Here is a 23,575-nt window from a genome sequence, read left to right on the forward strand (position 1 = left end):
CGATGACCACGACCGAATCGCGCGCCGACCAGCTGCGCGCGGCGAAGCACCCCGTCTACAACGACCGCAAGCTCCACCTCGGCACGTTCTCGACGAACCTGTCGGGAGGGTGCTCGATCTCGACCGTCGAGGGTGCGCTCGAGGCGACGTGGGAGAACACGTCGACGCTCGCGCAGATGGGCGACGAGATGGGCTTCGAGGCCCTCGTGCCCGTCGGGCGCTGGCGGGGCTTCGGCGGCCCGACGAACTTCAACGGCACCGGGTTCGAGTGCTTCACCTGGGCCGCGGGCATCGGCGCCACGACCCGCGAGGCCGGCGTGTTCGTCACCTCCCACGTCCCGACGATCCACCCGCTGATGGCCGCGAAGCAGGCCGCGACCGTCGACCACATCACGCACGGCCGCGTCGCGCTCAACATCGTCACCGGCTGGCACACGCCCGAGATCGAGATGTTCGGGGCCGCCCAGCTCGAGCACGACAAGCGCTACGACATGTCGCAGGAGTGGTTCGACATCGTCACGCGGCTGTGGACCGCCGAGGAGACGTTCGACTACGACGGCGAGTTCTACCGCGTCGTCGACGCGCGCATCTCGCCGCTGCCCGTGCAGACGCCGTACCCCGTGACGATGAACGCCGGCAGCTCCCCCAAGGGCCGGCACTTCGGGGCGAAGAACTGCGACGTCGTCTTCGCGTCCTCCGATATCAAGAACCAGACCCCGGAGGGCATGAAGGACAAGGTCAACCAGTTCCGCGAGCTGGCCCGCACCGAGTACGGGCGCGAGATCCAGGTGTGGATCAACGCCTACATCGTGCAGGGCGACACCGAGGCCGACGCGCAGCGGTTCCTCCACCACTACGTCGACGAGCTCGGCGACTGGGAGGCGGCGTCGAACCTCGTCACCTCGCTCGGCGTGAACTCGCAGTCCTACGACCTGTCGACCATCGAGGACATGAAGCGCCACTTCATCGCCGGCTGGGCGGGCTACCCGATCGTCGGGACCGGCGAGCAGATCGTCGGCGCGCTGGGCGACCTCGTGGCGACCGGGCTCGACGGCATCATCCTGTCGTTCCCCCGCTATGTGCAGGACATGCGGCGCTTCCAGCAGGAGGTCTACCCGATGATCGTCGAGGCGGGCCTGCGGTGACGGGTGGTCCGCTCGACACGCTGCGGGTGGACAACGTCGGCAGCCTGCTCCGGCCCGCGGCGCTGGGCGACGCGTTCGCCCGGCACCGCCGCGGGGACCTCGAGGACACCGCGCTGCACGCGGCGCAGGACGAGGCGGTCCGCGACGTGCTCGGCGAGCAGGAGAAGGTCGGGCTGCCGGTGCTCACCGACGGCGAGTTCCGGCGCTCGACGTTCATGGAGAGCTTCGCCGAGGTCGCGGGCTACGCCGAGCTCGGCGACAACCTGTGGCGGGCGCACGCCCGCCGCGCGCTCGACCGGGACGCCCCGGAGCGGGCGGAGGCTCCGTCGGCCGCGAGCGCCACCGTCGCCACCGAGCCGCTGCGGCTGGTGCGCAACGTGCCGCTCGAGGAGTTCCGGTTCGCGCAGGGGTGCACCGATCGACCGGTGAAGTCGACGGTGCTGGGGCCCGACCGCGTGTTCCAGACCTTCGACGCCGCGGGCTCCCGCGACGTCTACCCGGACCGGTGGGCGTTCCTCGACGACGTCGTCGCCGTCGAGCGCGACATCGTCGCGGGCCTCGTGGGCGCGGGCTGCCGGTACGTCCACATGGATGCGCCGGGCTTCACCGCCTACGTCGACGCCCCGTCGATCGAGCGGTTCCGGGCCAAGGGCCTCGATCCCGCCGACCTGCTCACCCGCACGCTCGCGGCGGAGAACGCGGTGGTGGCGGGCTTCCCGGACACGACGTTCGGCGTGCACGTGTGCCGCGGCAACGAGCAGGGGCACTGGCACCGCGAGGGGCACTACGACGCCATCGCCGAGCAGCTGTTCTCCGGGCTCGCCCACCAGCGGATCCTGCTCGAGTACGACACCGACCGGGCGGGGACGTTCGAGCCCCTGCGCTTCGTGCGGCCCGGCGCGGTGGTCGTGCTGGGCGTCGTGAGCACCAAGTCGGCGCGGGTGGAGACGGTCGACGAGGTGGTCGGCCGGGTCGAGGAGGCGACCCGTCACCTCCCCCTCGAGCAGCTCGCGATCAGCCCGCAGTGCGGCTTCGCCTCGACGCTCGAGGGCAACGACCTCACCGCCGACGACCAGTGGCGCAAGTTCGACGTCCTCCTCCGCGCGGCGGAGCTCGTCTGGGGCTGACCGGCGTACGTGAGCAGTTGGCGCCCCTATCGGGGCGCCAACTGCTCACATGGGGAGGCTCGCGACCTCGTGGCGCCAGGCGGTGTCGTGGGTGAAGCCGGCGCCGAGGTCGGGGAGCTCCGCCAGGTCCTCGGGGGGCAGGTCGCGCGGCGTGCCGCCGGCCTGGGCGACCGCGAGCGCCATCGCGGCGAGGGTGTCGACGCTGCGGGCGCGCAGCACCGCCTCGGGCACCGAGGACCCGGTCGCCGTCAGGCCGTGCCCGCGCAGGAGCACGACCGGGCGGTCGCCCAGCGACGCGACCATCTCCGCCGCCAGCGCCCGGGTACGGATGAGCACGGCCCGCGGGTGCACCGGCACGCCGCCGGCGGCCAGGTGCGCGCCGGGGATGTCGAAGGCGCCGACGATCGGGCGGACCGCGAGGCCCGCGAGGTCGGCGGCCACGGTCGACGGCGGGTGGGCGTGCACCACGGCCGCCACGTCGGGGCGGGCGCGCAGCACCTCGGTGTGCAGCGGGAGCTCGGCCGGCACGGCCCACCCGCCGGCCGGGCCGTCGGCGAACTCGCCGTCCAGGGTCACGAGCCGCACGTCGCCGGGCTCGGTGAACGCGAGCCCCCGCTCCTCGGGGCCGCGGCAGCGCACCAGGCAGGTCGCGTCGTCGACCCGCAGGCTGACGTGGCCGAGGTAGCCCGGCGCGAGGCCGCGGTGGGCGAGGACGCGGCAGGCGGTGGCGATCAGCTCGCGCTCGGCGTCGAGCGTCACCCCTTCACCCCGATCCCGCCGTCGGGGTGGCTGACCTCGCCGGTGATCCCCCGCGCGCGCTCGCTCGCGAGGTAGACGTAGCTCCAGGCGTGGTCGGCGCCCGACAGCGCGACCTGCAGTGGCGTGCGGGCGGCCAGGGCGGCGGCGCGGTCCGGGCCGTCCAGCCGTTCCCGGTCGAGCCCGAGGCTGGCCGCGCCCCGCAGGTCGGTGTGCAGCGTCCCGCCGGGGGCGACGGCGTTGACGCGCACCGCGGGCGCGAGCTCGTGGGCGAGGCTGATGACGAGCCCGCGCACCGCGAACTTCGACGCCACGTAGAGCACCCCGCCGCGACCCGGGTGGTGCGCCGAGGTCGAGGTCGTCAGCACGACCGATCCACGCTGCGCGCGCAGCTGCGGCAGCGCGGCCTTGACGCCGTGCAGGTGGCTCTTGACGTTGACCGCGAACATCTCGGCGAAGGCGTCGTCGATGACGTCGGCGTCGAGGTCGCCGAGACCGCGGTAGAAGTCGAAGATCCCGACGCAGCTGACGAACACGTCGAGGCCGCCGAGGGCCTCGACGGTCGCGGCGACCGCCCGCTCGTTGTCCGCGCGCGTGGTGGCGTCGCCGGTGACGACGGGGACGCCGGCCGTGCGGAGGGCGTCGGCCTTGTCCGGGTCCTTCTCCAGCGCCGCGACGCACGCGCCCTCGGCGCCGAACGCGTCGACCACCGCGCGCCCGATCCCCGACCCGGCCCCGACGACCAGCGCCCGCCGGCCCGCGAGCCAGTCAGTCATCGTCGTCGGTCAGCAGCGGTCCGTACGGGTTGCCGATCATCGCCGAGAACACGTCGTCGGACTGCCAGGTCAGCGCCTCCAGCTCGAGCGGGCACAGCGACACCCACTGCCCCGAGCGCGGCGACTCGATCAGCAGCCGCGCGCCGTTGCGCGTCGCCACCCGCCGCACGCGGACCTCGGCGAACTCGTTGGCCAGGACGATCGGCTCCGGGTCCTCCGCGTCCTCCCGCCCGCTCACAGGAAGATCGCCAGGTTCTGGGTCCGCAGCACGGACTCGTCGAGGCTGACCGTGCGCGCGGCGAGCATCCAGTGCCCGACCGACGGGACGCGGCGGGCGGGGTCGCGGCGCAGCCGGTCCTCCCGGCCCGCCGAGATGATCGAGGGCTCGCGGACGTCGCCGCGGCTGCGGAACAGCAGGACCGCGGACTCGACGATCACCTCGTCGTCGGTGTGGTCGAGGGCGAACGTGCGGACGTTCGACACGTGGTGACGCAGGCGCGAGGGCGGGTCCTCGGTCCACGCGTGCTCGGTGGCGAAGCGCGCGACGCGGCGCGAGAGCGCGTAGTGGTCCTCGTCGAAGTGCGCCATGCCGGGCGCGGTGTCGAAGCCGGCGCCGCGGGCGGTGGTGACGCGCACCGGCGCGAGGTAGCGGACGTCCTCGGTGAGCAGCGACAGCCAGGTGTCGTAGTCCTGGGTGTCGAGCAGCGCCGCCTCGTCGACGAGGAACTGGTGCGCCTCGAGGTGGCGGGCGTCGCCGAAGGGCAGGCAGCGGTTGATCGTGCGCGGCGTCGGGGCGAGCGTGCTCACGTCACACCTCCGAGGTCGACGGGACCCGGTTCGGGCGGCGGGGTCTCGAGGGCGTCGGCCCACGCCCGCAGCATGGCGCGCTGGTTGTACTCGCCGAAGCCGACGTAGGCGACGCCCGGCCCGGAGAAGTGGGCGAGCGGCGGCGAGACCGGCTTGTCGTCGGCGAGCAGGCCCATGCGGTTGTTGAGACGCAGCCGGCGGGCCATCGAGCCGGCCGCCGTCGAGGTGATCGACACCCAGTTCTCGACGTCGTCCTGCTCGAACATCCCCGTCGACCCGAAGCACATGAGGTACGCCTTGTAGGACAGCTCCTTGAAGCGCTCCGGGGCGTTCCGGTCGACCGCGAACCACGAGAGCACCTCGGTCTCGTCGGCCGACACGGGCTGCCACTGGCGCAGCGAGATGAAGGGCACGACCTCGTCGTCCTCGCCGCCGGTGACCTTCGGCCAGTTGTGCACGAGGCTCAGGTTCGGGAACACCGAGGCCGCCGACACCATGAAGCCGTCGTCGCCGACCATCCGCAGCTGCGCGTCGCTCCACGTCGCGCGCATCCGCGTGATCATCTCGTCGGGATAGCCGACGTAGCGCAGCCGCTCGTCGAGCGTGCCGGGCGGCAGCTTGTAGGTCGTCCCGCCGCCGGAGCCCGCCCAGTAGAGCGCCCCCTCCTTGCGCTTGGACGCCTTCGGCTCCCGGAACAGGCCGATCTCCACGACGCTCGAGTGCGTGTGCGGGGTGTGGTAGCTGTCGCCGGCGAAGTTCTCCGCGCCGATCTTCCAGTTCGCCTTGACCCGCCAGCGCTGCGGGCCGACGAGCTCGATGCCCTCGAGGCTCTGCTGCGTGTAGAGGTCGAGGTAGAACGCGAAGTCGCCGAGGTACTCGCGCAGGGGCGGCGCGTCCGGGTCGAGGCTGACGAAGACCAGGCCGTTGTAGACGCCCAGCGACGGCGCGGGCAGCAGCGTCTGGCCCTTCCGGCGGAAGCCCTCCTCGCCCCCGTAGGCCTCGCCGTGGAACGGCAGGCCGACGAGCCGGCCGTCGTTGCGGTACGACCACCCGTGGTACGGGCAGCGGAAGTGCGACGCGTTGCCCATCTCGGCGCGGCAGACCTGCATCCCGCGGTGCAGGCACATGTTGAACATGGCCCGCACGACGCCGGACTCGTCGCGGCTGACGATGAACGAGTCCTCGACGACGCGGCGCACGACGTAGTCGCCGGGCCGGGGGATCTCCGACTCGTGGGCGACGAACACCCACGAGCGCCCGAACACCCGCTCGCGCTCGAGCGCGAAGATCTCGTCGTCGTTGTAGATGTGCGCGGGCACCATCCCCCGCCGGACGTCCTCGAGGACCGCCGTCTGGTCACCCATTCCGACCTCTTCTCTGCTCAGCAGAGGGTCTTTCCTCTCAGGAGAGAGTGACGGGCGTGGCCGGGCGCCGTCAAGGTGCTCAGAGCAGGAGGGTGTCGATCTCGCGGGCCGCCTCGCGGACGGCCTCGAGCATCGCCGACCACCGCGGCTCCGCGAGCCGTCCGGTCGGGCCCGAGGCGTTGATCGCGTGGCGCGGGCTGCGGGCGCCCGTGAGTGCGACGGCGATCGAGCCGACGCCCTCCTCGCTCTCCTCGGCGCTGGTCGCGTAGCCGGCGGCGCGGATCGCGGCGAGCTCGGCCAGCAGCTGGGTACGGGTGCCGATCGAGTGCGGCGTCATCCGCTCCAGCTCCTCGGACGGGAAGAGCGCGCGCACCTCCTCGTCGTCGAGGGTCGCGAGCATCGCCTTCCCGTTCGAGGTGCAGTGCGCCGGCACCGACCGCCCGAGGCGGCCCCCGACCCGCAGCGCGCGGCTGCTCTCGATCGAGTCGATGAAGTGCACCTGGTCGCCCTCGAGCCGGCCCAGGTGCACGGTCTCCTCGAGCTCGACGTTGAGCTTCTCCAGCACCGGCCGCGCGCGGGTGCGCACGTCGAGGCGCCGCAGGATGCCGAGCGCCACGCCGTCGAGCGAGGGCCCGGGCACGTAGCTGCGCGTGGCGGCGTCCTGCCGGACGAACCCGCGGTACTGGAGCATCGCGAGCAGCCGGTGCGCGGTCGAGGTGGCGACCCCGAGGTAGGTGCTGACGTCGGTGAGCCGCAGCCGCGGCCGGTCGCCGAGCAGCAGGAGGACCTTGAGCGCGTTGTCCACCGAGTCGATCGGGTACTGCGGCGTCGACCCGAACTCGGGAGCCTCGGCGTCCATGCCCCGAGCCTACGGACTCTCTGCTGTGCAGAAGATCCCCCGCGCACGTGAGCGAACTTCCGGGCTATAGCCCGGAAGTTCGCTCACGTAGGCACTCACGACGCCGGGAGGATGAACGCCAGCCACGTGACCACCGGGGCGACGAGGATCAGCGTGAGGCCCCAGGCGAGCAGGGTGCGGAACACCTGGGGTCGCCCCTCCTCCGGCGCGTTCGCGAGCGTCAGCGCACCCACCGAGGAGAAGGGTGTGGAGTCGACGACCGTCGCCGAGATCGCCAGCGCGACGATCACGCCGCCGGCGGCGATCTGCCCGCTCAGGAGGAACGGCGCCGCGAGCGGGATGAGCACGCCGAGCAGCCCCGCGCTCGAGGCGAAGGCGGAGGTCGCCGCCCCGACCAGGCAGAGCAGGAAGGCCACCAGCAGCGGCGTGCCCAGCGACGAGATGCCGTGCCCGACGACGTCGATCGTCCCGAAGCGCTGCAGCGCCGCGATGTAGGTGACGACGCCGCAGATCAGCAGCACCACGGTCCACACGATGCGCTTGTCGGCACCCGCCACGCGGTCGGGGAAGACCAGGTGCAGCAGGGCCGCCGCGCCCAGGGCGAGGAAGCCGATCTCCGCGCCGAACACCAGCGCGCCGACGGCCACGCCGATGATCACGATCAGGGTGATCCACTGGTCGATGCGCAGGGCCTCGCGCGGTGGGGCGTCGGCGACGGTCGTGGTGGTCGTGACCGTCTCCGTGGTCCCGGCCGCCGCCGTGGCCGTGCCGCCACCGCCGTCGGGCCCGCTCGACGGAGCCGACGGGGCCGGTGCCGCCCCCGACCCGGCACCGGCCACCGCCGCGCCGTCCACGGCGGGCTCGGCCCGGCCCTCGCGGATCAGGGCGGGGCCGCCGAAGAGCAGGTAGGCGACGGCGCCGAGCACGAGGTTGGCCGCGAGGTTGCCGAAGAACAGCTCGGCGGCCGAGAGGTCGAGGTGGGCGGCGTCCGCGGCCCGGTTCACGATCACCGCGAGGCCGTTGAGCGGCGAGAAGTTCCCGGCCGACGACCCGTGGATGACCATGAGCGCCGACAGCCGGCGGTCGACGCCGTAGCGCTCGCCGATCCCCATGCACAGCGGCGCGAGCATCGCGACGCCGGCCGGGCCGAGCGCGCCGGCCATCGTCGGGATCGCGGCGAAGACGAAGAGCATCCACGGCACCAGCGCCGGGCGGTCGCCGAGCAGCCCGCAGGCCCGGTCGACCAGCCACTGCAGCGTGCCGTTCACGCTGGCCAGCCCGAAGAGGTAGGTCACGCCGACGAGCAGCACGAACAGGTCGGGCGGGAAGCCCGACAGCACGTCCTTGACGCTCTCGCCGGCCACGAGCGTGCCCACGAGGAAGGTGGCGATCAGGGCGAGGACCCCGATGTTGACCGGGCGCAGCGTGCCGATGACGAAGATCAGCACGAGACCGATGATCCCGATGACGTGGATGGACACGGTGATCGCTCCCCGGATTTCGGAGCAGAAGTCTTCTCTGCGGTGAAGAAGAGTGTCTGGCAGGCTCGACTCGTGTCAACCGTCACAGCGAGCCCCAGCACCGGCGCCGACCTCGTCGTCGCGTGTCTCGCGGCCGAGGGCGTCGACCTCGTCACCGGCGTGCCCGGCACGACGGTCATGGAGGTCATCGACGCCATCGCGCGGCGCGACGACGTCCGCTACCTGCACACGCGCCACGAGCAGGTCGCCGGGTTCCTCGCCGACGGCTCGTCCCGGGGCGGGCGCCTCGGGGTGGCGCTGGTGTCGCGCGGACCGGGCGCCGCGAACGCGGCCATCGCCGTGCAGAACGCCTACGACGAGTCGGTGCCGATGCTGCTGCTCGTGGGCCAGGTCGCCGACCGGATCGTCGAGCGCCGCGCCTTCGAGGAGGCCGACGTCGTCGCCACCTTCCGGCCGATGACGAAGTGGGCGCTCGAGGTCCGGCGGGCCGACCGCATCCCAGAACTGCTCCAGCGCGCGGTCCGCACCGCGGTCTCGGGGCGGCCGGGTCCGGTGGTCGTGTCGTTGCCGCTGGACGTCCTGCAGGACACCGTCGACGAGGACGTCGTCCCGGCCCGCCGGTGGCGCCCCTACCCGCCGGCAGCGGACCCGTCCGGGGTCGCCGAGGCCGTGGGGGTCCTCGCGGCGGCGGCGCGCCCGGTCGTGATCGCCGGCGGCGGCGCCGCGCACGCCCCGGACGACCTCACGGCGCTCGCCGACCGACTCGGGGCGCCGCTGGTGACGACCTGGCTGCGGCAGGGCGCCGTCTCCCACGACCACCCGGCCTTCCTGGGCGCCCTCGGCTACGGCGTGCACGACGTCACCTGGCGGGCGGTGCAGGAGGCCGACGTCGTGGTCGCCCTCGGGTGCCGGTTCTCCGAGTTCTCGACGCGGCGCTGGACGCTGCTGCACCCCGGCACCCGGCTGGTCCACGTCGACGTCGACCCCGTCGAGCTGGGCCGGGTGTACGTCCCGGACGTCGGCCTCGTGGCCGACGCCGGGGTGGCCGCCCGGGCGCTGGCGTCAGCGCTCCCTCCCCCCGACGACGCGCGCCTCCGGCGGCGGACCGCGCTGCGGGCGGAGTACGAGAAGGCCTCGGCGCCCGACTCCCCCGTCCTCGACGACGACGAGCCGCGCGGCCTGGTGTCGAGCCGCGCGGCGATCGCGGCGCTGACCCCGCTCGCCGCCCGCGGCGACGTGCTGCTGGTGCAGGACGCGCCGAGCTTCGGGCCGTGGACCCACCGCTACCTGCGGCTCCCCCGGCCCGGCCGGTTCGCCGGGTCGGCGGGCGGGGCGATGGGCTGGGGGTTCCCGGCGGCGATGGGGCTCGCGCTCGCGCGCCCCGAGCTGCGCACGGTGTGCGTCAGCGGCGACGGCAGCTTCTGGATGGTCGCCCAGGACCTCGAGACCTGCGTCCGCGAGGGCCTCGGCGTCGTCACCGTCGTCATGAACAACAACGCCTACGGCAACACCCGCGACCGCCAGCGCCTGGCGCACGACGGCCGCTACCTCGGGGTGTTCTACGGCAACGCCGACCTCGCCGCGTTCGCGCGCTCGCTCGGGGCGTTCGGGGTGCGGGTCGAGCGCGACGAGGACCTCCCGCCCGCCCTGGACGCGGCGCTCGCGCAGGACGGGCCGGCCGTCGTCGACGTCGTCCAGCACCCGATGTACGGCCTGCCGCCCGGCCTCGAGCCCCCGGCCGCGCGGTGAGGCGGCGCGCACCGCGGGGCGGACCGCCGGACGCCGCTCTCCAACTCGATCTCCCGGGATGTCAGGAGTCCGGCGCCGGCCACGGTCGTCGGCGGTCTAGGGCCCCGGTGGGTGCGCGGCGAGGAACACGTCGACGGCGTGGTCCGCGCGCCGCGCCGCCGCGGCGTCGTCGAGAGCGGGCGCCTCGGGGTGGAACATGCCCTCGTCGAGCACTCGCCCGACGAGCAGGAACGCGAGGTCGTCGGCGGCCGCCGCGGGATCACCCACCGACAGCAGACCCCGCCGGTCGAGCTCCGCGAGGTGCCCCGCCAGCGCCGCCAGCACCCGCGACGGCGTCCGCGCCCAGTACGTCGCGGCGAGCTCCGGGAACCGCGCGGCCTCGCTGATCACCAGCCGCCGCAGCGCGAGCACCTGGGGGTGCCCGACCGCCGCCAGGTAGCGGCGCGCGACCGCCCGCAGCGCCGGCTCGAGCTCCGCCGCGGACGTGACCCCGTCGAACGCCGCGCCCAGCTCCTCGACGAAGGCGTCGGCGGTGGCGCTCACGCCGAGGACGATCTCGGCGAACAGCGACGACTTGTCGGCGAACTGGTTGTAGACGGTCTGCTTGGAGACGGCCGCGGCCGCGGCGATCTGCTCGGTGCTCGTCGCCCGGTAGCCCTGCGCCAGGAAGAGCGCGGTCGCGGCCTGCACGATCGCGGCCCGCTTGCCCGCCGTCGGGGCCGCGCGGGCCGTCGGTACGCCCGGTCCGACCCGGACCAGCAGGCCCTCGGCGTCGGTCACCACGCCACCTCCGCGGGAAGACTGGACCGCACGGTACCCAGCTCAGTACCGTTCGGTCCATGAGTACCGATCAGTCCAACGAGCGGGGCACCGGACCGTCGGGCAGCCCGCTCGTCGGGCGGGGGGACGCCGACCGCACGGCGGCGATCACGCGGTCGCTGCTCGGTTACGGCGTGATCGTCGGACCGTTCTACGTCGTGGTCGGCCTGGCGCAGGCGCTCACGCGTGAGGGGTTCGACCTCACCCGCCACGACCTGAGCCTGCTGGCCAACGGCCCGCTGGGCTGGATCCAGATCGCGAACCTGGTCCTCTCCGGCCTCATGGTGATCGCGGCGGCGGTGGGCATGCGGCGCGCCCTACGGGTCCTCGGGGGCGGGCCGGGCAGTGTCTGGGGTCCGCGCCTCGTCGCCGGCTACGGCATCGGGATGGTGGGGGCGGGGGTGTTCGTCGCGGACCCGATGAACGGCTTCCCGCCCGGCACACGCGACGACGGGCCGGAGGCGCCGAGCATCGCCGGCCTCGGGCACCTGCTGTTCGGCGGCCTCGGGTTCCTCGCCCTCGTCGTCGGCTGCTTCGTGCTCGCCCGCGCCTACCGCGACCGGACCGGCCTCGCCTGGTTCTCCCGCATCACGGGCGTGCTCTTCCTCGTCGGCTTCGCGGGCATCGCGACCGGGAGCGCCACCCCGGTGGTCGTGCTCGGCTTCTGGGTCGCGCTGATCGTCGCGTGGACGTGGCTCGCGCTCGTCTCGCTCGACCTCTACCGGCGCACCCCGCTGCTCACCCCGGCCTCCTGAGGCGTCGCCCGTCGTCCAGCGGTGCCGGACACCGCCCTGGACCACCGGGTACGGACGGCGCTACTCGTGTCCCTGGACGGGGGGCGTCCGACCGGAAGGTGGAGTCCGCCATGCCCGACTACTCGATCCGCCCCCTGTGCTTCTCGCACGTCGACCTGCCGCGTGAGTTCTTCGGCGGGGTCCCGATCCACAGCGGCGAGGGCGTGTCCGCCTCGCCGATGATCTACGTCCTGCTCAGCGGGCAGGACGACGGTGACGACAGCGGCACGGTCCACCACTACCTCGTCGACGCGGGCTTCCACGCCGACAAGTGGATCCACCGGTTCGGCTTCTACGACTGGGAGCCACCCGAGACCGTCCTGGCCAAGGTCGGGGTGGCGCCGGAGCAGATCGAGAAGGTCTTCCTGACCCACATGCACTTCGACCACGCCAACAACGTCGGCGCGTTCGCCAACGCCGAGGTGTACGTGCAGTGGGACGAGTACCAGGGCTGGCTGAAGGCCCTCGCCCTCCCGGACCTCTACACCCCGCTGGGCGAGGAGAGCTGGATCACCTCGTCGTTCGACCGCGATGACGCCCGCGTGTTCGGCGAGCTCGCCCGCGACCACCGGCTGCTGTTCGTGGGCGACGGCGACGAGCTCGCGCCCGGCATCCGCGGCCACCTCTCGAAGGACGGGCACACCTTCGGCACCCAGTGGGTCTCGGTGGACACCTCCGGCGGGCACTACGTCGTCGCCGGCGACGCCGTCATGTGGTACTCGAACGTCGAGGAGATGTGGCCCAGCGGCTACACCAACGGCAACACGTACTCGATGCTCATGACCTACGGCGCGATCCACCAGTACCTCGGCGGTGACGTCGACCGGATCGTGCCGGGCCACGACACCCTCGTGTTCGACCGGCACCCCAGCTGGAAGATCGGACCCAACGAGGTCGCCGAGGTGCACGTCGCCGCCTGGGACGCCTCGCGGCGGCCGGGCCCCTGATCGCCCCGGCGGGCACCGCGTTCACCCGCCCGCCACCTGGCCCGGCGACGATGCGCCGATGACCGAGGACACCGACGGACGCCACCCCGACGGCCCCGACGACGCACTCGACCTCGACGGGGTGTCCGTGCAGGACCACGGCGACGACGACCCGCTGCTGCTGGGCGCCGACGGCACGCCGGTGGACACGTGGCGGGAGGGCTACCCCTACACCGAGCGCCTCTCGCGCGAGGACTACGAGGAGCAGAAGCGGCTGCTGCAGATCGAGCTGCTGAAGTTCCAGAGCTGGGTCAAGGACTCGGGCAACAAGGTCGTCGTGCTCTTCGAGGGCCGCGACGCGGCGGGCAAGGGCGGCACGATCAAGCGCTTCATGGAGCACCTCAACCCGCGCGGCGCGCGGGTGGTCGCCCTCGAGAAGCCCACCGAGCGCGAGCGCACCCAGTGGTACTTCCAGCGCTACGTCGAGCACCTGCCCGCGGCCGGCGAGATCGTCCTGTTCGATCGCAGCTGGTACAACCGCGCGGGCGTCGAGCGCGTCATGGGCTACACCGAGGCGCGCGACTACATGGAGTTCATGCGTGCGGCCCCCGACCTCGAGCGGATGCTCGTGCGCAGCGGCATCAGCCTCGTGAAGTTCTGGTTCTCGGTCTCGCGCAACGAGCAGCGCACGCGGTTCCTCATCCGGCAGGTCGACCCGGTGCGGCGCTGGAAGCTCAGCCCCACCGACCTGGCCTCCCTCGGCAGGTGGGACGAGTACACCGCGGCCAAGGAGGCGATGTTCTTCTACACCGACACCGCCGACGCGCCGTGGACGGTGGTCAAGAGCAACGACAAGAAGCGCGCCCGCCTCGAGGCCATGCGCTCGGTGCTCTCCCGGTTCGACTACCCCGAGAAGGACCACGACGTCGTCGGCACCCCCGACCCGCACGTCGTCGGCCCCGCCGCCTCGCTCTTCGAGCACGGGGAGAACGCCGACGCGCCCCCACCCCCGGCGATGCGTCCGCCGCGGACCTCGGGCTGAGGCGCCGGCCCGCCTACGATCGGGGCAGTCAGCGCGAGCGAGGGAGGCCGCCGGGTGACCGCGCGATCCGACGAAGGTGACGTCCCGACCGGCGCCCCGTGGCCGGAGCACGAACGGGCGCTGGAGGCGGGGATCGACTTCGACCGCGCCAACGCCGCCCGCATCTACGACTACCTGCTCGGCGGGGCGTGCAACTTCGCGGTCGACCGCGAGCAGGCCGCGAAGATCCTCACGCAGAACCCGGACATGGGCTACGTGTGCCGCGCCAACCGCGACTTCCTGCGCCGGGCCGTCGAGTGGTGCCTCGCGCGGGGCATCACGCAGTTCCTCGACCTCGGCTCCGGGGTGCCCACGGTCGGGAACATCCACGAGGTCGCCCTGTCCCACGGCGCCGACGCCCGGGTCGCCTACGTCGACTTCGAGCCCGTCGCCGTCGCCCACGCGCGCGAGATGATCGAGGGCTTCGAGCACGTCAGCGTCACCCGCGCCGACATGCGCCACCCGGAGGCCGTGCTGGACGCGCCGGGGGTCCGCGACCTGATCGACACGAGCCGCCCGGCGGCGCTGCTCACGGTCGCGGTGCTGCACTTCGTCCCGGACCCCGAGCTGCCGTCGATCCTCGCCCGCTACCGCGAGGCGCTCGCCCCCGGCAGCGTCCACGTCATGACCCACGGCAGCGCCGACCACGACGATCCCGAGCTGGCGGCGAGCACGCGGGCCATCCAGGACGGCTATCGCGGCAGCGCGACCGAGGTCGTGCTGCGCAGCCGCCCGCAGATCCACGAGCTCCTCGGCGGCCACGACCTCGTCCCGCCCGGCATGGTCGACATCGTCGACTGGCCGGAACCGACCCCGGGCGCGCGCCCGACCGGCGGCTACGCCGCGATCGCCACGCTGCCCTGAGCGGGGGCGTCACCGACGAGCCGATGACCGGGCCCCGCGACGATCAGGAGCGCCTCGTCCACCGCGACCGACGTATCGGGGTGCACAGCGCACTCCTGATCACCGCGACTGCGCCTCAGCAGCCCTCGGCGAGCGCGGCGAGGCGATCGAGCGAGGCCCGCAGGCTGTCGGTCGTGGTCGCGTGGGCCCGGGCGAACCTTCCCTCGTCGGTCAGGTGCGTCCAGTCGTAGGTGTGCGTCACTGCGGTGCGGCCCGGCCCGAGGGGCTCGAGCTCCCAGCGCCACAGGTGCCCGGGCGGCGGCGACCCGGCCTCCGACGGGCGCCAGGCGATGAGCCGTCCCTCGGCGAACTCGACCACGTGGTTCTCCCGCAGGCCGCCGTTGGTCAGCACCGTCGAGAACGTGTCGCCGACGGCGTGGACCCGTTGGCCCGGCGCGGCTTCGGCGAGGTTGTCGTTGCCGTCCCACACCGGCTGGCGGGCCGGGTCGGCGATCAGCTCGAAGATCGCGTCCGGGGCGGCGTCGACCTCCCGGCGTGCCGTGACGACCTTCTCGCTCATGGGTTCCTCCTCGGTCGGCGAGTTGCCACGATCGCAGGGTGAGCGACGTCGACGTCTTCGACCCGGCGGTGTTCGCGCGCGCCGTCCCGCACGAGGCGCTGCGGCGGCTGCGCGACGAGGAACCGGTGGCGTGGCAGGACGAGCACGCGGTCGGCGAGTGGCCGGCCGGGCCCGGGTTCTGGGCCGTCACCCGCTACGACGACGTCCGCACCGTGCTGCGCACGCCCGAGGTGTTCAGCTCCTCCCTGGGCGCGACGCAGATCCGCGACCCCGAGCCCGGCGACCTCCCGTTCATCCGGCGGATGATCCTCAACATGGACCCGCCGGAGCACGGGCGGCTCCGCAAGCTGGTCACCGCGGCCTTCACCCGCCGGCGACTCGAGCGCTTCGCCGACGACGTCGCCGCCCGCGCTCGTCGCCTGATCGACGAGGTGGCGGGCGACGGCCACTGCGACCTGCCCTCGCAGGTCACCGACGACTTCCCGCTGACCAACCTCGCCGAGCTCATGGGCGTCCCGGAGTCCGACCGCGGCCTGCTGCTCGCCTGGACCAACCGCGTGATCGGCTACCAGGACCCCGAGCACGCCGACGTCGTCCGCGACGAGCACGGCAGGCCCGTGAACCCGCGGTCGCCGGCGATGCTCGCCGAGATGTTCGCGTACGCGGGCGAGCTCGCCGACCACAAGCGCCGCCACCCCGCCGACGACGTCATGACCGCCCTGGTGGAGGCCCGGGTCGACGGGGAGTCCCTCGACGACACCGAGCTGGCGATGTTCTTCTTCCTGCTCACGATCGCCGGCAACGACACGGTGCGCTCGGCGCTGCCGGGCGGGGTCCTGGCGCTCGTGGAGCACCCCGAGCAGTACCGGCTGGTGCGGGAACGCCCGGACGTCCTGCCACAGGCGATCGAGGAGATGCTGCGCTGGCACCCGCCGGTGCTCACCTTCCGCCGCACCGCCGCCCGCGACACCACCCTCGGCGGGGCCGAGATCGCCGCCGGCGACAAGGTCGTCGTCTACCACGTCTCGGCGCACCACGACGAGCGGCACTTCGCCGACCCGTTCCGCTTCGACGTCACCCGCGACCCGTGCGACCACCTCGCGTTCGGGCAGGGTCCGCACCTCTGCCTCGGTGCCCACTTCGCCCGCCTGCAGCTGCGGGCGTTCTTCGGCGCCTTCACCGGGGCGCTCCCGGAGGTCGCCCTCGACGGCGAGCCCCGCCGGCTCACCTCGAACTTCATCAACGGCGTCACGCGCCTACCCCTGCGCTGGTGAGGAGACGGACATGCCCTTCTACCGACGGGTCGGGGACGTCCCGGAGAAACGGCACACCCAGCACCGCACGCCCTCGGGCGCCCTCTACGCCGAGGAGCTGATGGGCGAGGAGGGCTTCAGCTCCGACTCGTCGCTGCTCTACCACGTCGGGATCCCCTCGGCGGTGGTCGACGCGACGCCGTGGACCCCGGGCGACCTGAGCACCTCGATGAACCAGCCGCTGCTCCCGCGCCACCTCGCCCTGCACGGGCTGTTCCCGGGCCAGGAGTGGAAGTCCGCCGACCCCGTGACGAGCCGGCGCCTCGTGCTCGGCAACGCCGACGTCCGCATCTCCTACGTCGTCGCGGGCGAGACCTCGCCGCTCTACCGCAACGCCGTCGGCGACGAGTGCGTCTACGTCGAGGCCGGCGAGGGCCGGGTCGAGACGGTGTTCGGCACGTTGGCGGTGACCGGCGGCGACTACGTCGTGCTCCCCCGCTCGACGACCCACCGCTGGCTGCCGTCGGGCGACGCGCCCCTGCGCTGCTACGTGATCGAGGCCGACTCGCACGTCCGGCCGCCCGCGCGGTACCTCTCGCGGTACGGGCAGTTCCTCGAGCACGCCCCGTACTGCGAGCGCGACCTGCACGGGCCCGACGACCCGGTGGTGGTCGAGGAGGCCGACGTCGAGGTCCTGGTCAAGCACCGCGACGCGCGCGGCGGGATCGCCGGCACCCGATACGTCGTGCCCACGCACCCGTTCGACGTCGTCGGGTGGGACGGCTGCCTGTACCCCTACACGTTCAACGTCGCCGACTTCGAGCCGATCACCGGACGGGTGCACCAGCCCCCGCCCGTGCACCAGGTGTTCGAGGCGGCCAACCTCGTGATCTGCAACTTCGTGCCCCGCAAGGTCGACTACCACCCGCTCGCGGTGCCCGTGCCCTACTACCACTCCAACGTCGACTCCGACGAGGTCATGTTCTACTGCGGCGGCGACTACGAGGCCCGCAAGGGTTCGGGCATCGGGCTGGGCTCGGTCAGCCTGCACCCGGGCGGGCACTCCCACGGTCCGCAGCCGGGGGCCACCGAGCGCGCGCTCGGCGCGGAGCGCTTCGACGAGCTCGCGGTCATGGTCGACACCTTCCGCCCGCTCGAGCTGGGCGAGGGCGGGCTCGCCGCCGACGACGGGCGCTACGCCTGGACGTGGGCCGGCCGCGGGCCCGACGGGCCCCTCTGACCGATCCGGGTCGGCGCTCTCCCGGCACCGCTCGCGTGACTCCGGTCACGTCGGCCTTGAGCGTGCCGCCACGGCACACCTTTCGCTGGTCGCAGCTCACCTGCCGACCGCGAAGGAGCCGGAACCGATGGGACCCGACCTCTGCCAGGCCGACCGCCGGACCGCGTACCCGACCCCCGACGGTGCCGACGTCACCCGGCCCGTGGCGGTCCCGGCCGCGCCGATCGAGCAGATCGCCGCGACCGAGCGGATACCGGCCGCGCGGCCGACCGTGCTCGACCAGCTCGGCGGGAAGTGGGGCTTCTTCTGGTCGAACGTGCCGGTCGTGGCCTTCGCCGTGGCGAACGCGGTCGCCGGCCTGACGCTCGCGATCGCCGTGTCCGTCGGCGCGGCGGTGCTGATCACGGTCATCCGGCTGCTGCGCGGCGAGGCCTTCCCGACCGCGATCGGCGGGGTGCTCGGCGTCGCCGTCGCCAGCGGCATCGCCGCGTGGGTCGGGTCCGCCTCCGGCTTCTTCCTCGTCGGCATCTGGACCGCCCTGACCGGGACCGTCGTCACCCTCGGGTCGGTGCTGGTCCGGCACCCGGTCACCGGCGTGATCTGGAGCCTCGTGCACGGCCGGCGGCACGCCTGGCGCGACGACCGCCCGACCCGGCGCGCCCACGACGTCGCCACCCTCGCCGCGGCCGCGGTGTTCGGCGCCCGCTTCGTCGTGACCCGGTGGCTCTACCTCGCCGACGCCACCGGCCGGCTCGCGGTCGCCAAGGTCGCCATGGGCCTGCCGCTGACCGTGCTCGCCGGCCTCGTCGTCTTCTGGGCGTTCCGCCGCAGCACGCAGCGGCTCGTCACCGGGACTGGGCGATGACGGCCCCGCCCGGCCACCCGGGCGGTGCTCGCCGGCCCGCTGAACCTCCCGGGCCCCGATGCCGTGATCAGAGATGTGCCGCTCCGTGCGCTCCACCTGGTCGCCGGGATCGCGGTGGTCCTGGCCGTGGTCGCGCACCTCGGCACCGGGGCGGTGCTCGCGGGCGTCGATGCGGTGTCACCCGGCACGGTCGTCGCCGCCCTCGGCGTCGGGCTGGTGACGACCGCGGCGTCGGCGGCGCGGTGGTGCGTGGTCGCGCGCGGGCTGGGTCTGCCGATCCGGTTCGGCGGCGCGCTGGGCGACTGTTATCGCGCCCAGTTCCTCAACGCGGTCCTGCCGGCGGGGGTGCTCGGCGACGTGCACCGCGCCGTCGACCACGGCCGTCGCGTGGGTGACCGGGATGGCGCGGCCCGGGCCGTCGTCCTCGAGCGGACGGCGGGTCAGGTGGTCGTCGTCGTGGTCGGCGCGGCCGTCGTGCTCGCGAGCCCGGGGCCGGTCCGGGGCGTGCTGACCGGGGCGGCGGGCGACGTCCTCGCCGACCTCGGGCGATCGGTCCCGGCGGCCGTCGCCGTCGCCGTCGCGGCGGTCGGTGTCGCCCTGCTCGGCCTCGCCGCCGTCCCCCGCCTGCGGCGCGGCCTGCTCGCCCTCGCCGCCGGCCTGAGGGCCGGGACGAGGCAGGGCCTCGGCACCCTGCGGACCGGGCCGGTCGTCACCGGCCTGTCCCTCGTCGCCATGACGGGCCACGTCGGACTGCTGGCGGTCGCGGCGTCCGCGGTCGGGGTGCGGGCGGCGCCCGGGGAGCTGGTGCCGCTGCTGGTGCTGTCGCTCCTCGCGGCGGGCCTGCCCCTGAACCTCGCCGGGTGGGGCCCGCGCGAGGCCACCGCCGCCGTGGCGTTCGGCGCCGCCGGGCTCGGCGCGGGGACCGGGCTCGCGGTGCTCGGGCTGCGCCGGGCTCAGTCGCCGTCTCCGCGAAAGAGCGCGAGCAGGGCGTCCGTCATGACCTGGTGGCGCTCGTCGTCGAGCCGGGTGCGGAGGTCGTCGTCGACGGCGGCGACGACCTCGCGCCCGGCCTCGCGCAGCCGGTGGCCCTCCGCGGTGACGTGCAGCGCGGCGGTGCGCCCGCGCCCGGGGTCGGTGTCGCGCGCGACGGCGCCGCGCCCTTCGAGGGCGGTGAGGGTCGCCTGCATGCTCTGGGGCGTGACGCCGGTCCGGCGGGCCAGCTCGCTGTAGGAGATCCCCGGGCTGCCCGCGAGGTGCCCGAGCGCGGAGAGGTGCCGCATCGCGATCCCCTCCGCCGCCAGCCCGTCCTCGACCCGCTCCCGGATCCGCCGGCCGAGGGCCATCAGCAGGAACGCGGCGCTGATCGGCGGCGGTTCTCCCCCCTCGGTCACGACACTCCCTCACGACGCTGGTTGCCGTCCCACCGTAGGTTGTTACAGTCAAGCTGAAACCAAGGGAGGCAGGCATGCGGGTGCAGGTGATCCTGTTCGACGGGTTCGACCCCCTCGACGTCCTCGGGCCGTTCGAGGTCTTCCACGCGGGCGGCGGGCTCACGGGCGGTGGCGTCACCGTCGAGCTCGTCAGCGCCGAGGGTCCGCGGACGGTCCCCAGCGGGCTCCCCGCGATCTCCCTCACCGCGACCGCCACGCTCGACCCCGGCGCCGCCGACGTCGTGGTGGTCCCCGGCGCCGCGGGCTCGCTCTCCCTGGATCCCGAGGTCGAGGGCGGCATCGGCCGTCTCCTCGCGCGCGCCGGGTCGGGGTCGCTGGGGCCCGCGCTGCGCGAGGCGGTGCACCGGGAGGGCACGACCGTCGCGACGGTGTGCGGCGGCTCCCTGCTCGTCGCGTGGGCCGGGCTCGCCGATCACCGTCCGCTCGTGACCCACGCCCACGGCGCAGACCTCGCCGGCACCGCGGCCCGACCGGTCGACGCGCGGGTCGTCGACGACGGCGACCTGGTCAGCGCCGGCAACGTCACGTGCGGCATCGACATGGCCCTCTACCTGCTCGAGCGGGAGGTCGGCCCGCAGGTCGCCCACGCCGTGGAACAGATCATCCGGCTCGAGCGGCGCGGCACGGTCTGGCGTCCGACCGGCATCGCGGTGGGTGCGTGACCGCCCTGGTCAGAACCCGCGGCCCGGGATCCAGTCGGTGCCCGCGAGGGGGACGCGGGCCATGGCGGCGGCCTCGATGGTCAGGGCGACGAGGTCCTCGGGTTCGAGGTGCTGCACGTGGGCCTTGCCGCAGGCCCGGGCGAGGGTCTGGGCCTCCATGGTCAGCACCCGCAGGTAGTTCGCCACCCGGCGCCCGCCCTCGACCGGATCCAGCCGCGCGGAGAGCTCGGGGTCCTGGGTGGTGATCCCGGCCGGGTCGCGGCCGTCCTGGAAGTCGTCGTAGTACCCCGCCGCCGACCCCATCGCCTCGTACTCCGCGGCGTACTGCGGGTCGTTGTCGCCCAGCGCGATCAGCGCCGCGGTCCCGATCGCCACCGCGTCCGCGCCCAGCGCGAGGGCTTTGGCGACGTCGGCGCCGGTGCGGATGCCCCCGGACACGACCAGCTGCACCCGCCGGTGCATCCCCAGCTCCTGCAGCGCCGCCACCGCCTGCGGGATCGCCGCGAGGATGGGGATGCCGACGTGCTCGATGAACACCTCCTGGGTGGCCGCGGTGCCGCCCTGCATCCCGTCGACCACCACCACGTCGGCGCCGGCGGCCACTGCGAGCTTCACGTCGTAGTAGGTGCGGGTGGCGCCGACCTTGACATAGACCGGCTTCTCCCAGTCGGTGATCTCGCGCAGCTCACCGATCTTGATGGCCAGGTCGTCCGGGCCGGTCCAGTCCGGGTGCCGGCACGCCGAGCGCTGGTCGATCCCCGCCGGCAGGGTGCGCATCTCCGCGACCCGCTCGGAGATCTTCTGGCCGAGCAGCATCCCGCCCCCGCCGGGCTTCGCGCCCTGACCCAGCACCACCTCGATCGCGTCCGCGGCCCGCAGGTGATCGGGGTTCATCCCGTACCGGCTGGGCAGCAGCTGGTAGACCAGCGTCTTCGACTCGCCCCGCTCCTCGTCGGTCATCCCCCCGTCGCCGGTGGTCGTCGACGTCCCCACCTCCGAGGCACCCCGCCCCAGCGCCTCCTTGGCCTGCGCCGACAGCGCCCCGAAGCTCATCCCCGCGATCGTCACCGGGACGTCGAGGTGCAGCGGGCGGGTGGCGTGCCGGTCACCGAGCACCACGTCGGTGTCGCAACGCTCGCGGTAGCCCTCCAGCGGGTAGCGCGACATGGATGCCCCCAGGAACAGGAGGTCGTCGAAGTGCGGCACGGCGCGCTTGGCGCCCCAGCCCCGGATGTCGTACACCCCGGTCCGCGCGGCGTGCTGGATCGCGGCGATGCTCGCCCGGTCGAACGTCGCGGACTCCCGCAGCCCCCGCTGCGACGGATCCTGCACTAGTAGCTCCCCGTGTGCTCGCTGGTGAAGTGGTACAGCCCGCGGGCCGAGCCGTAGCGGCGGAACTCGCCCGGGTCGTGGTCGAGACCCGCCGCGGCGAGCAGCTCGGCCAGCTCGGCGCGGTGCTCGTCGCGCAGCGGCTTCTCGACGCAGTCCGCGCCCAGCGCCCCGACACTGCCCCGCACGTAGAGCCGCGCCTCGTAGACCGAGTCGCCGAGCCCGTCACCCGCGTCGCCGCAGACCACCAACCGGCCCGCCTGCGCCATGAACGCGCTCATCGGGCCGACCGACCCGCCGACCACGATGTCGATGCCCTTCATCGAGATGCCGCAGCGCATGGAGGCGCTGCCGCCGACGACCAGCAGGCCGCCGCGCCCGGTGGCCCCGGCCGACTGCGACGCGTCGCCGCGGACCCGCACCGAGCCCGACATCATGTTCTCGGCGACGCCGGTGCCCACCGACCCGTCGACCACGACGTGACCGCGCTGGTTCATCCCGGCGCAGAAGTAGCCGGCGTGGCCGCGCACGTGCACGTCGATCTCGTCGTGGATGCCCGCGGCGATCGAGTGCGCGCCCTGCGGGTTGAGCACCTCGTAGGACGACGCGCTCGGGGCGTGCACCTCGGCGTTGAGCGCGCGCACCCCCACGTCGTGGAGGTCGATCGTCACGGGCCGGGCCGGGTCCCGCTCCCCGGCCTCGGCACGGCTCAGCGCCGCCACGTGTAGACCCTGCCCGGGTCGGGCTCGAAGATGCGGGCCTCGCCGATGCCCGGGAGCTCGGCCAGGGCCCGGAACTCCGAGGCCATCGCCACCCAGCGCGGGTGCTCGGCGATCACCGCAGGCTTGCAGGCGATCTCGTCGCGGACCACGGCGAACCCGTCGGCGGTGGTGACCAGCAGCGTGTAGAAGCCGTCGAACGTCTCCCCCAGCCGCAGCAGGGCCTTCTCGAGGTCGTCGCCCTCGGCCAGGCAGGCCGCGACGAAGCGCGCGCCGACCTCGGTGTCGTTCTCGGAGTCGAACGTGACGCCCTGGCGCACCAGCTCGCGGCGGATCGTCGCGTGGTTCGAGAACGACCCGTTGTGCACGAGGCACTGGTTCGGGCCCACCGAGTACGGGTGGCACCCCTCGGGATTGATCGCCGACTCGGTGGCCATGCGCGTGTGCGCCAGGCCCTGCCAGCCCGCGACGTCGCGCAGGCCGTAGGTCCGGGCGAGGTCCGACGGGTGGCCCGCGCCCTTGTAGACCACGACGTCGTCGCCCCGGCCGACGACGAGCGCGTCGGGGGCGGCGGCGTGGACCGCGGCGGCGAGGGCCTCGCCGCCGACCGGCGCGGTGAGCACCGTGGTGTCCCCGGCCGGGGTCGCCGTGACGGCGGGGCGGCCGCGTCCAGGGTCGAGCTCCGCTCCGCTTCGTCTCCCGAACAGCAGGGCCGCGACCGCCCGGTCGAGATCGCCCGGCGCCCGCAGGACCGACACGGCCTCCTGCCCCGGGGGGTTGCGGGTCTCGTCGCCGTAGACGGCGACGCCCACGGAGTCGGGTCCGCGCTCGGAGACGCCGCAGAGCATGTCGTCGAGCAGTCGGCCGAGCTCCGGTCGGAGCGCGGGGTCGCGGAGGTGGAGACCGATGATGCCGCACATGGGGACTCAGCCTTCCTGCGTCGGAGGAC

General features: G+C 73.7%; 24 protein-coding genes and 1 pseudogene. 12 read left to right on the forward strand and 13 right to left on the reverse strand.

What is annotated here, in order from left to right; translation table 11 throughout:
* Positions 1-2 precede the first annotated feature (2 nt).
* Both QSK03_RS26100 and QSK03_RS26105 read left to right on the forward strand, forming a co-directional pair.
* Positions 3-1,145: an LLM class flavin-dependent oxidoreductase gene (locus tag QSK03_RS26100; RefSeq protein WP_285658212.1), complete on the forward strand. Its 1,143-nt coding sequence runs from the start codon at positions 3-5 to the stop codon at positions 1,143-1,145.
* Positions 1,142-2,272, forward strand: coding sequence for a cobalamin-independent methionine synthase II family protein (locus tag QSK03_RS26105; protein WP_285658214.1), 1,131 nt, complete (start codon positions 1,142-1,144; stop codon positions 2,270-2,272). Before QSK03_RS26100 ends, QSK03_RS26105 begins: the two co-directional genes overlap by 4 nt.
* 45 nt (positions 2,273-2,317) lie before the next feature.
* Here the strand turns inward: QSK03_RS26105 and phtC are convergent, their stop codons facing one another.
* The 7 genes from phtC to QSK03_RS26140 form a co-directional block, all read right to left on the reverse strand.
* Positions 2,318-3,031: a 3,4-dihydroxyphthalate decarboxylase gene (phtC, locus tag QSK03_RS26110; RefSeq protein WP_285658216.1), complete on the reverse strand. Its 714-nt coding sequence runs from the start codon at positions 3,029-3,031 to the stop codon at positions 2,318-2,320.
* Entirely contained in the window at positions 3,028-3,804 is a 777-nt protein-coding gene (gene hcaB, locus QSK03_RS26115; protein WP_285658218.1) for a 3-(cis-5,6-dihydroxycyclohexa-1,3-dien-1-yl)propanoate dehydrogenase, read from the reverse strand. Before hcaB ends, phtC begins: the two co-directional genes overlap by 4 nt.
* The gene (locus tag QSK03_RS26120) at positions 3,797-4,042 is read right to left on the reverse strand and encodes a dihydrodiol dehydrogenase (RefSeq protein ID WP_285658220.1); all 246 of its coding nucleotides are present in this window, start codon (positions 4,040-4,042) and stop codon (positions 3,797-3,799) included. Before QSK03_RS26120 ends, hcaB begins: the two co-directional genes overlap by 8 nt.
* Positions 4,039-4,611: a 3-phenylpropionate/cinnamic acid dioxygenase subunit beta gene (locus QSK03_RS26125; protein ID WP_285658222.1), complete on the reverse strand. Its 573-nt coding sequence runs from the start codon at positions 4,609-4,611 to the stop codon at positions 4,039-4,041. The genes QSK03_RS26120 and QSK03_RS26125 overlap by 4 nt, the downstream gene beginning before the upstream one ends.
* Positions 4,608-5,975, reverse strand: a complete 1,368-nt coding sequence (locus tag QSK03_RS26130; protein WP_285658223.1) for an aromatic ring-hydroxylating dioxygenase subunit alpha — start codon at positions 5,973-5,975, stop codon at positions 4,608-4,610. The genes QSK03_RS26125 and QSK03_RS26130 overlap by 4 nt, the downstream gene beginning before the upstream one ends.
* 79 nt (positions 5,976-6,054) lie before the next feature.
* Positions 6,055-6,834 (reverse strand): IclR family transcriptional regulator, encoded by a 780-nt coding sequence (locus QSK03_RS26135; protein ID WP_285658225.1) that lies wholly within the window; start codon positions 6,832-6,834, stop codon positions 6,055-6,057.
* 95 nt (positions 6,835-6,929) lie between these two features.
* On the reverse strand, positions 6,930-8,315 hold the full coding sequence (locus tag QSK03_RS26140; RefSeq protein ID WP_285658227.1) for an SLC13 family permease: 1,386 nt from the start codon (positions 8,313-8,315) through the stop codon (positions 6,930-6,932).
* A gap of 72 nt (positions 8,316-8,387) precedes the next feature.
* On the opposite strand from QSK03_RS26140, the gene QSK03_RS26145 reads away from it, so the two are divergent.
* On the forward strand, positions 8,388-10,064 hold the full coding sequence (locus QSK03_RS26145; RefSeq protein WP_285658229.1) for a thiamine pyrophosphate-binding protein: 1,677 nt from the start codon (positions 8,388-8,390) through the stop codon (positions 10,062-10,064).
* A 96-nt stretch (positions 10,065-10,160) separates the two neighbouring features.
* On the opposite strand, the gene QSK03_RS26150 is transcribed toward QSK03_RS26145, so the two are convergent.
* Positions 10,161-10,844, reverse strand: a complete 684-nt coding sequence (locus tag QSK03_RS26150; protein WP_285658231.1) for a TetR/AcrR family transcriptional regulator — start codon at positions 10,842-10,844, stop codon at positions 10,161-10,163.
* Between the two features lie 59 nt (positions 10,845-10,903).
* On the opposite strand from QSK03_RS26150, the gene QSK03_RS26155 reads away from it, so the two are divergent.
* The 4 genes from QSK03_RS26155 to QSK03_RS26170 all read left to right on the forward strand — a co-directional run bounded on the left by QSK03_RS26155 (position 10,904) and on the right by QSK03_RS26170 (position 14,548).
* The gene (locus QSK03_RS26155) at positions 10,904-11,638 is read left to right on the forward strand and encodes a DUF998 domain-containing protein (protein WP_285658233.1); all 735 of its coding nucleotides are present in this window, start codon (positions 10,904-10,906) and stop codon (positions 11,636-11,638) included.
* Positions 11,639-11,748: 110 nt separating this feature from the next.
* The gene (locus QSK03_RS26160) at positions 11,749-12,624 is read left to right on the forward strand and encodes an MBL fold metallo-hydrolase (protein WP_285658235.1); all 876 of its coding nucleotides are present in this window, start codon (positions 11,749-11,751) and stop codon (positions 12,622-12,624) included.
* Between the two features lie 58 nt (positions 12,625-12,682).
* On the forward strand, positions 12,683-13,645 hold the full coding sequence (gene ppk2 / locus QSK03_RS26165; RefSeq protein WP_285658236.1) for a polyphosphate kinase 2: 963 nt from the start codon (positions 12,683-12,685) through the stop codon (positions 13,643-13,645).
* Positions 13,646-13,699: 54 nt separating this feature from the next.
* The gene (locus QSK03_RS26170) at positions 13,700-14,548 is read left to right on the forward strand and encodes an SAM-dependent methyltransferase (RefSeq protein WP_285658238.1); all 849 of its coding nucleotides are present in this window, start codon (positions 13,700-13,702) and stop codon (positions 14,546-14,548) included.
* 115 nt (positions 14,549-14,663) lie between these two features.
* Here QSK03_RS26170 and QSK03_RS26175 read toward each other — a convergent pair whose 3' ends face one another.
* Positions 14,664-15,107, reverse strand: coding sequence for an SRPBCC family protein (locus QSK03_RS26175; protein ID WP_285658240.1), 444 nt, complete (start codon positions 15,105-15,107; stop codon positions 14,664-14,666).
* A gap of 38 nt (positions 15,108-15,145) precedes the next feature.
* Between QSK03_RS26175 and QSK03_RS26180 the strand changes: the two genes are divergently transcribed.
* From QSK03_RS26180 to QSK03_RS26195, 4 genes are all read left to right on the forward strand, one after another.
* Positions 15,146-16,381 (forward strand): cytochrome P450, encoded by a 1,236-nt coding sequence (locus QSK03_RS26180; protein WP_285658242.1) that lies wholly within the window; start codon positions 15,146-15,148, stop codon positions 16,379-16,381.
* Between the two features lie 10 nt (positions 16,382-16,391).
* Positions 16,392-17,600, forward strand: a complete 1,209-nt coding sequence (locus QSK03_RS26185; RefSeq protein ID WP_285658244.1) for a homogentisate 1,2-dioxygenase — start codon at positions 16,392-16,394, stop codon at positions 17,598-17,600.
* Between the two features lie 127 nt (positions 17,601-17,727).
* Positions 17,728-18,465, forward strand: a complete 738-nt coding sequence (locus QSK03_RS26190; RefSeq protein WP_285658246.1) for a DUF3159 domain-containing protein — start codon at positions 17,728-17,730, stop codon at positions 18,463-18,465.
* A gap of 75 nt (positions 18,466-18,540) precedes the next feature.
* Positions 18,541-19,695 carry a lysylphosphatidylglycerol synthase domain-containing protein gene (locus QSK03_RS26195; protein WP_352232046.1) on the forward strand — a complete coding sequence of 385 codons (1,155 nt, stop codon included), beginning with the start codon at positions 18,541-18,543 and terminating at the stop codon, positions 19,693-19,695.
* Here the strand turns inward: QSK03_RS26195 and QSK03_RS33235 are convergent.
* Positions 19,641-19,808 (reverse strand): annotated as a pseudogene (locus tag QSK03_RS33235) (MarR family transcriptional regulator); the annotation flags it as partial. The gene QSK03_RS26195 and the pseudogene QSK03_RS33235 sit on opposite strands and share 55 nt — an antisense overlap.
* A 122-nt stretch (positions 19,809-19,930) precedes the next feature.
* Between QSK03_RS33235 and QSK03_RS26205 the strand changes: the two are divergent.
* A complete protein-coding gene (locus QSK03_RS26205; RefSeq protein WP_285658247.1) occupies positions 19,931-20,578 on the forward strand; it encodes a DJ-1/PfpI family protein in 648 nt (215 codons plus the stop codon).
* 9 nt (positions 20,579-20,587) lie between these two features.
* On the opposite strand, the gene QSK03_RS26210 is transcribed toward QSK03_RS26205, so the two are convergent.
* From QSK03_RS26210 to QSK03_RS26220, 3 genes are read right to left on the reverse strand one after another with little or no spacing between them, the layout of a single operon-like run.
* Positions 20,588-21,910, reverse strand: coding sequence for an FMN-binding glutamate synthase family protein (locus QSK03_RS26210; protein WP_285658250.1), 1,323 nt, complete (start codon positions 21,908-21,910; stop codon positions 20,588-20,590).
* Positions 21,910-22,629: a glutamate synthase gene (locus QSK03_RS26215; RefSeq protein WP_285658252.1), complete on the reverse strand. Its 720-nt coding sequence runs from the start codon at positions 22,627-22,629 to the stop codon at positions 21,910-21,912. Before QSK03_RS26215 ends, QSK03_RS26210 begins: the two co-directional genes overlap by 1 nt.
* Positions 22,617-23,546 (reverse strand): class II glutamine amidotransferase domain-containing protein, encoded by a 930-nt coding sequence (locus tag QSK03_RS26220; protein ID WP_285658254.1) that lies wholly within the window; start codon positions 23,544-23,546, stop codon positions 22,617-22,619. Before QSK03_RS26220 ends, QSK03_RS26215 begins: the two co-directional genes overlap by 13 nt.
* Positions 23,547-23,575 lie beyond the last annotated feature (29 nt).

The sequence above is a fragment of the Actinomycetospora sp. NBRC 106375 genome (assembly GCF_030269665.1).
GTDB lineage: Bacteria > Actinomycetota > Actinomycetes > Mycobacteriales > Pseudonocardiaceae > Actinomycetospora.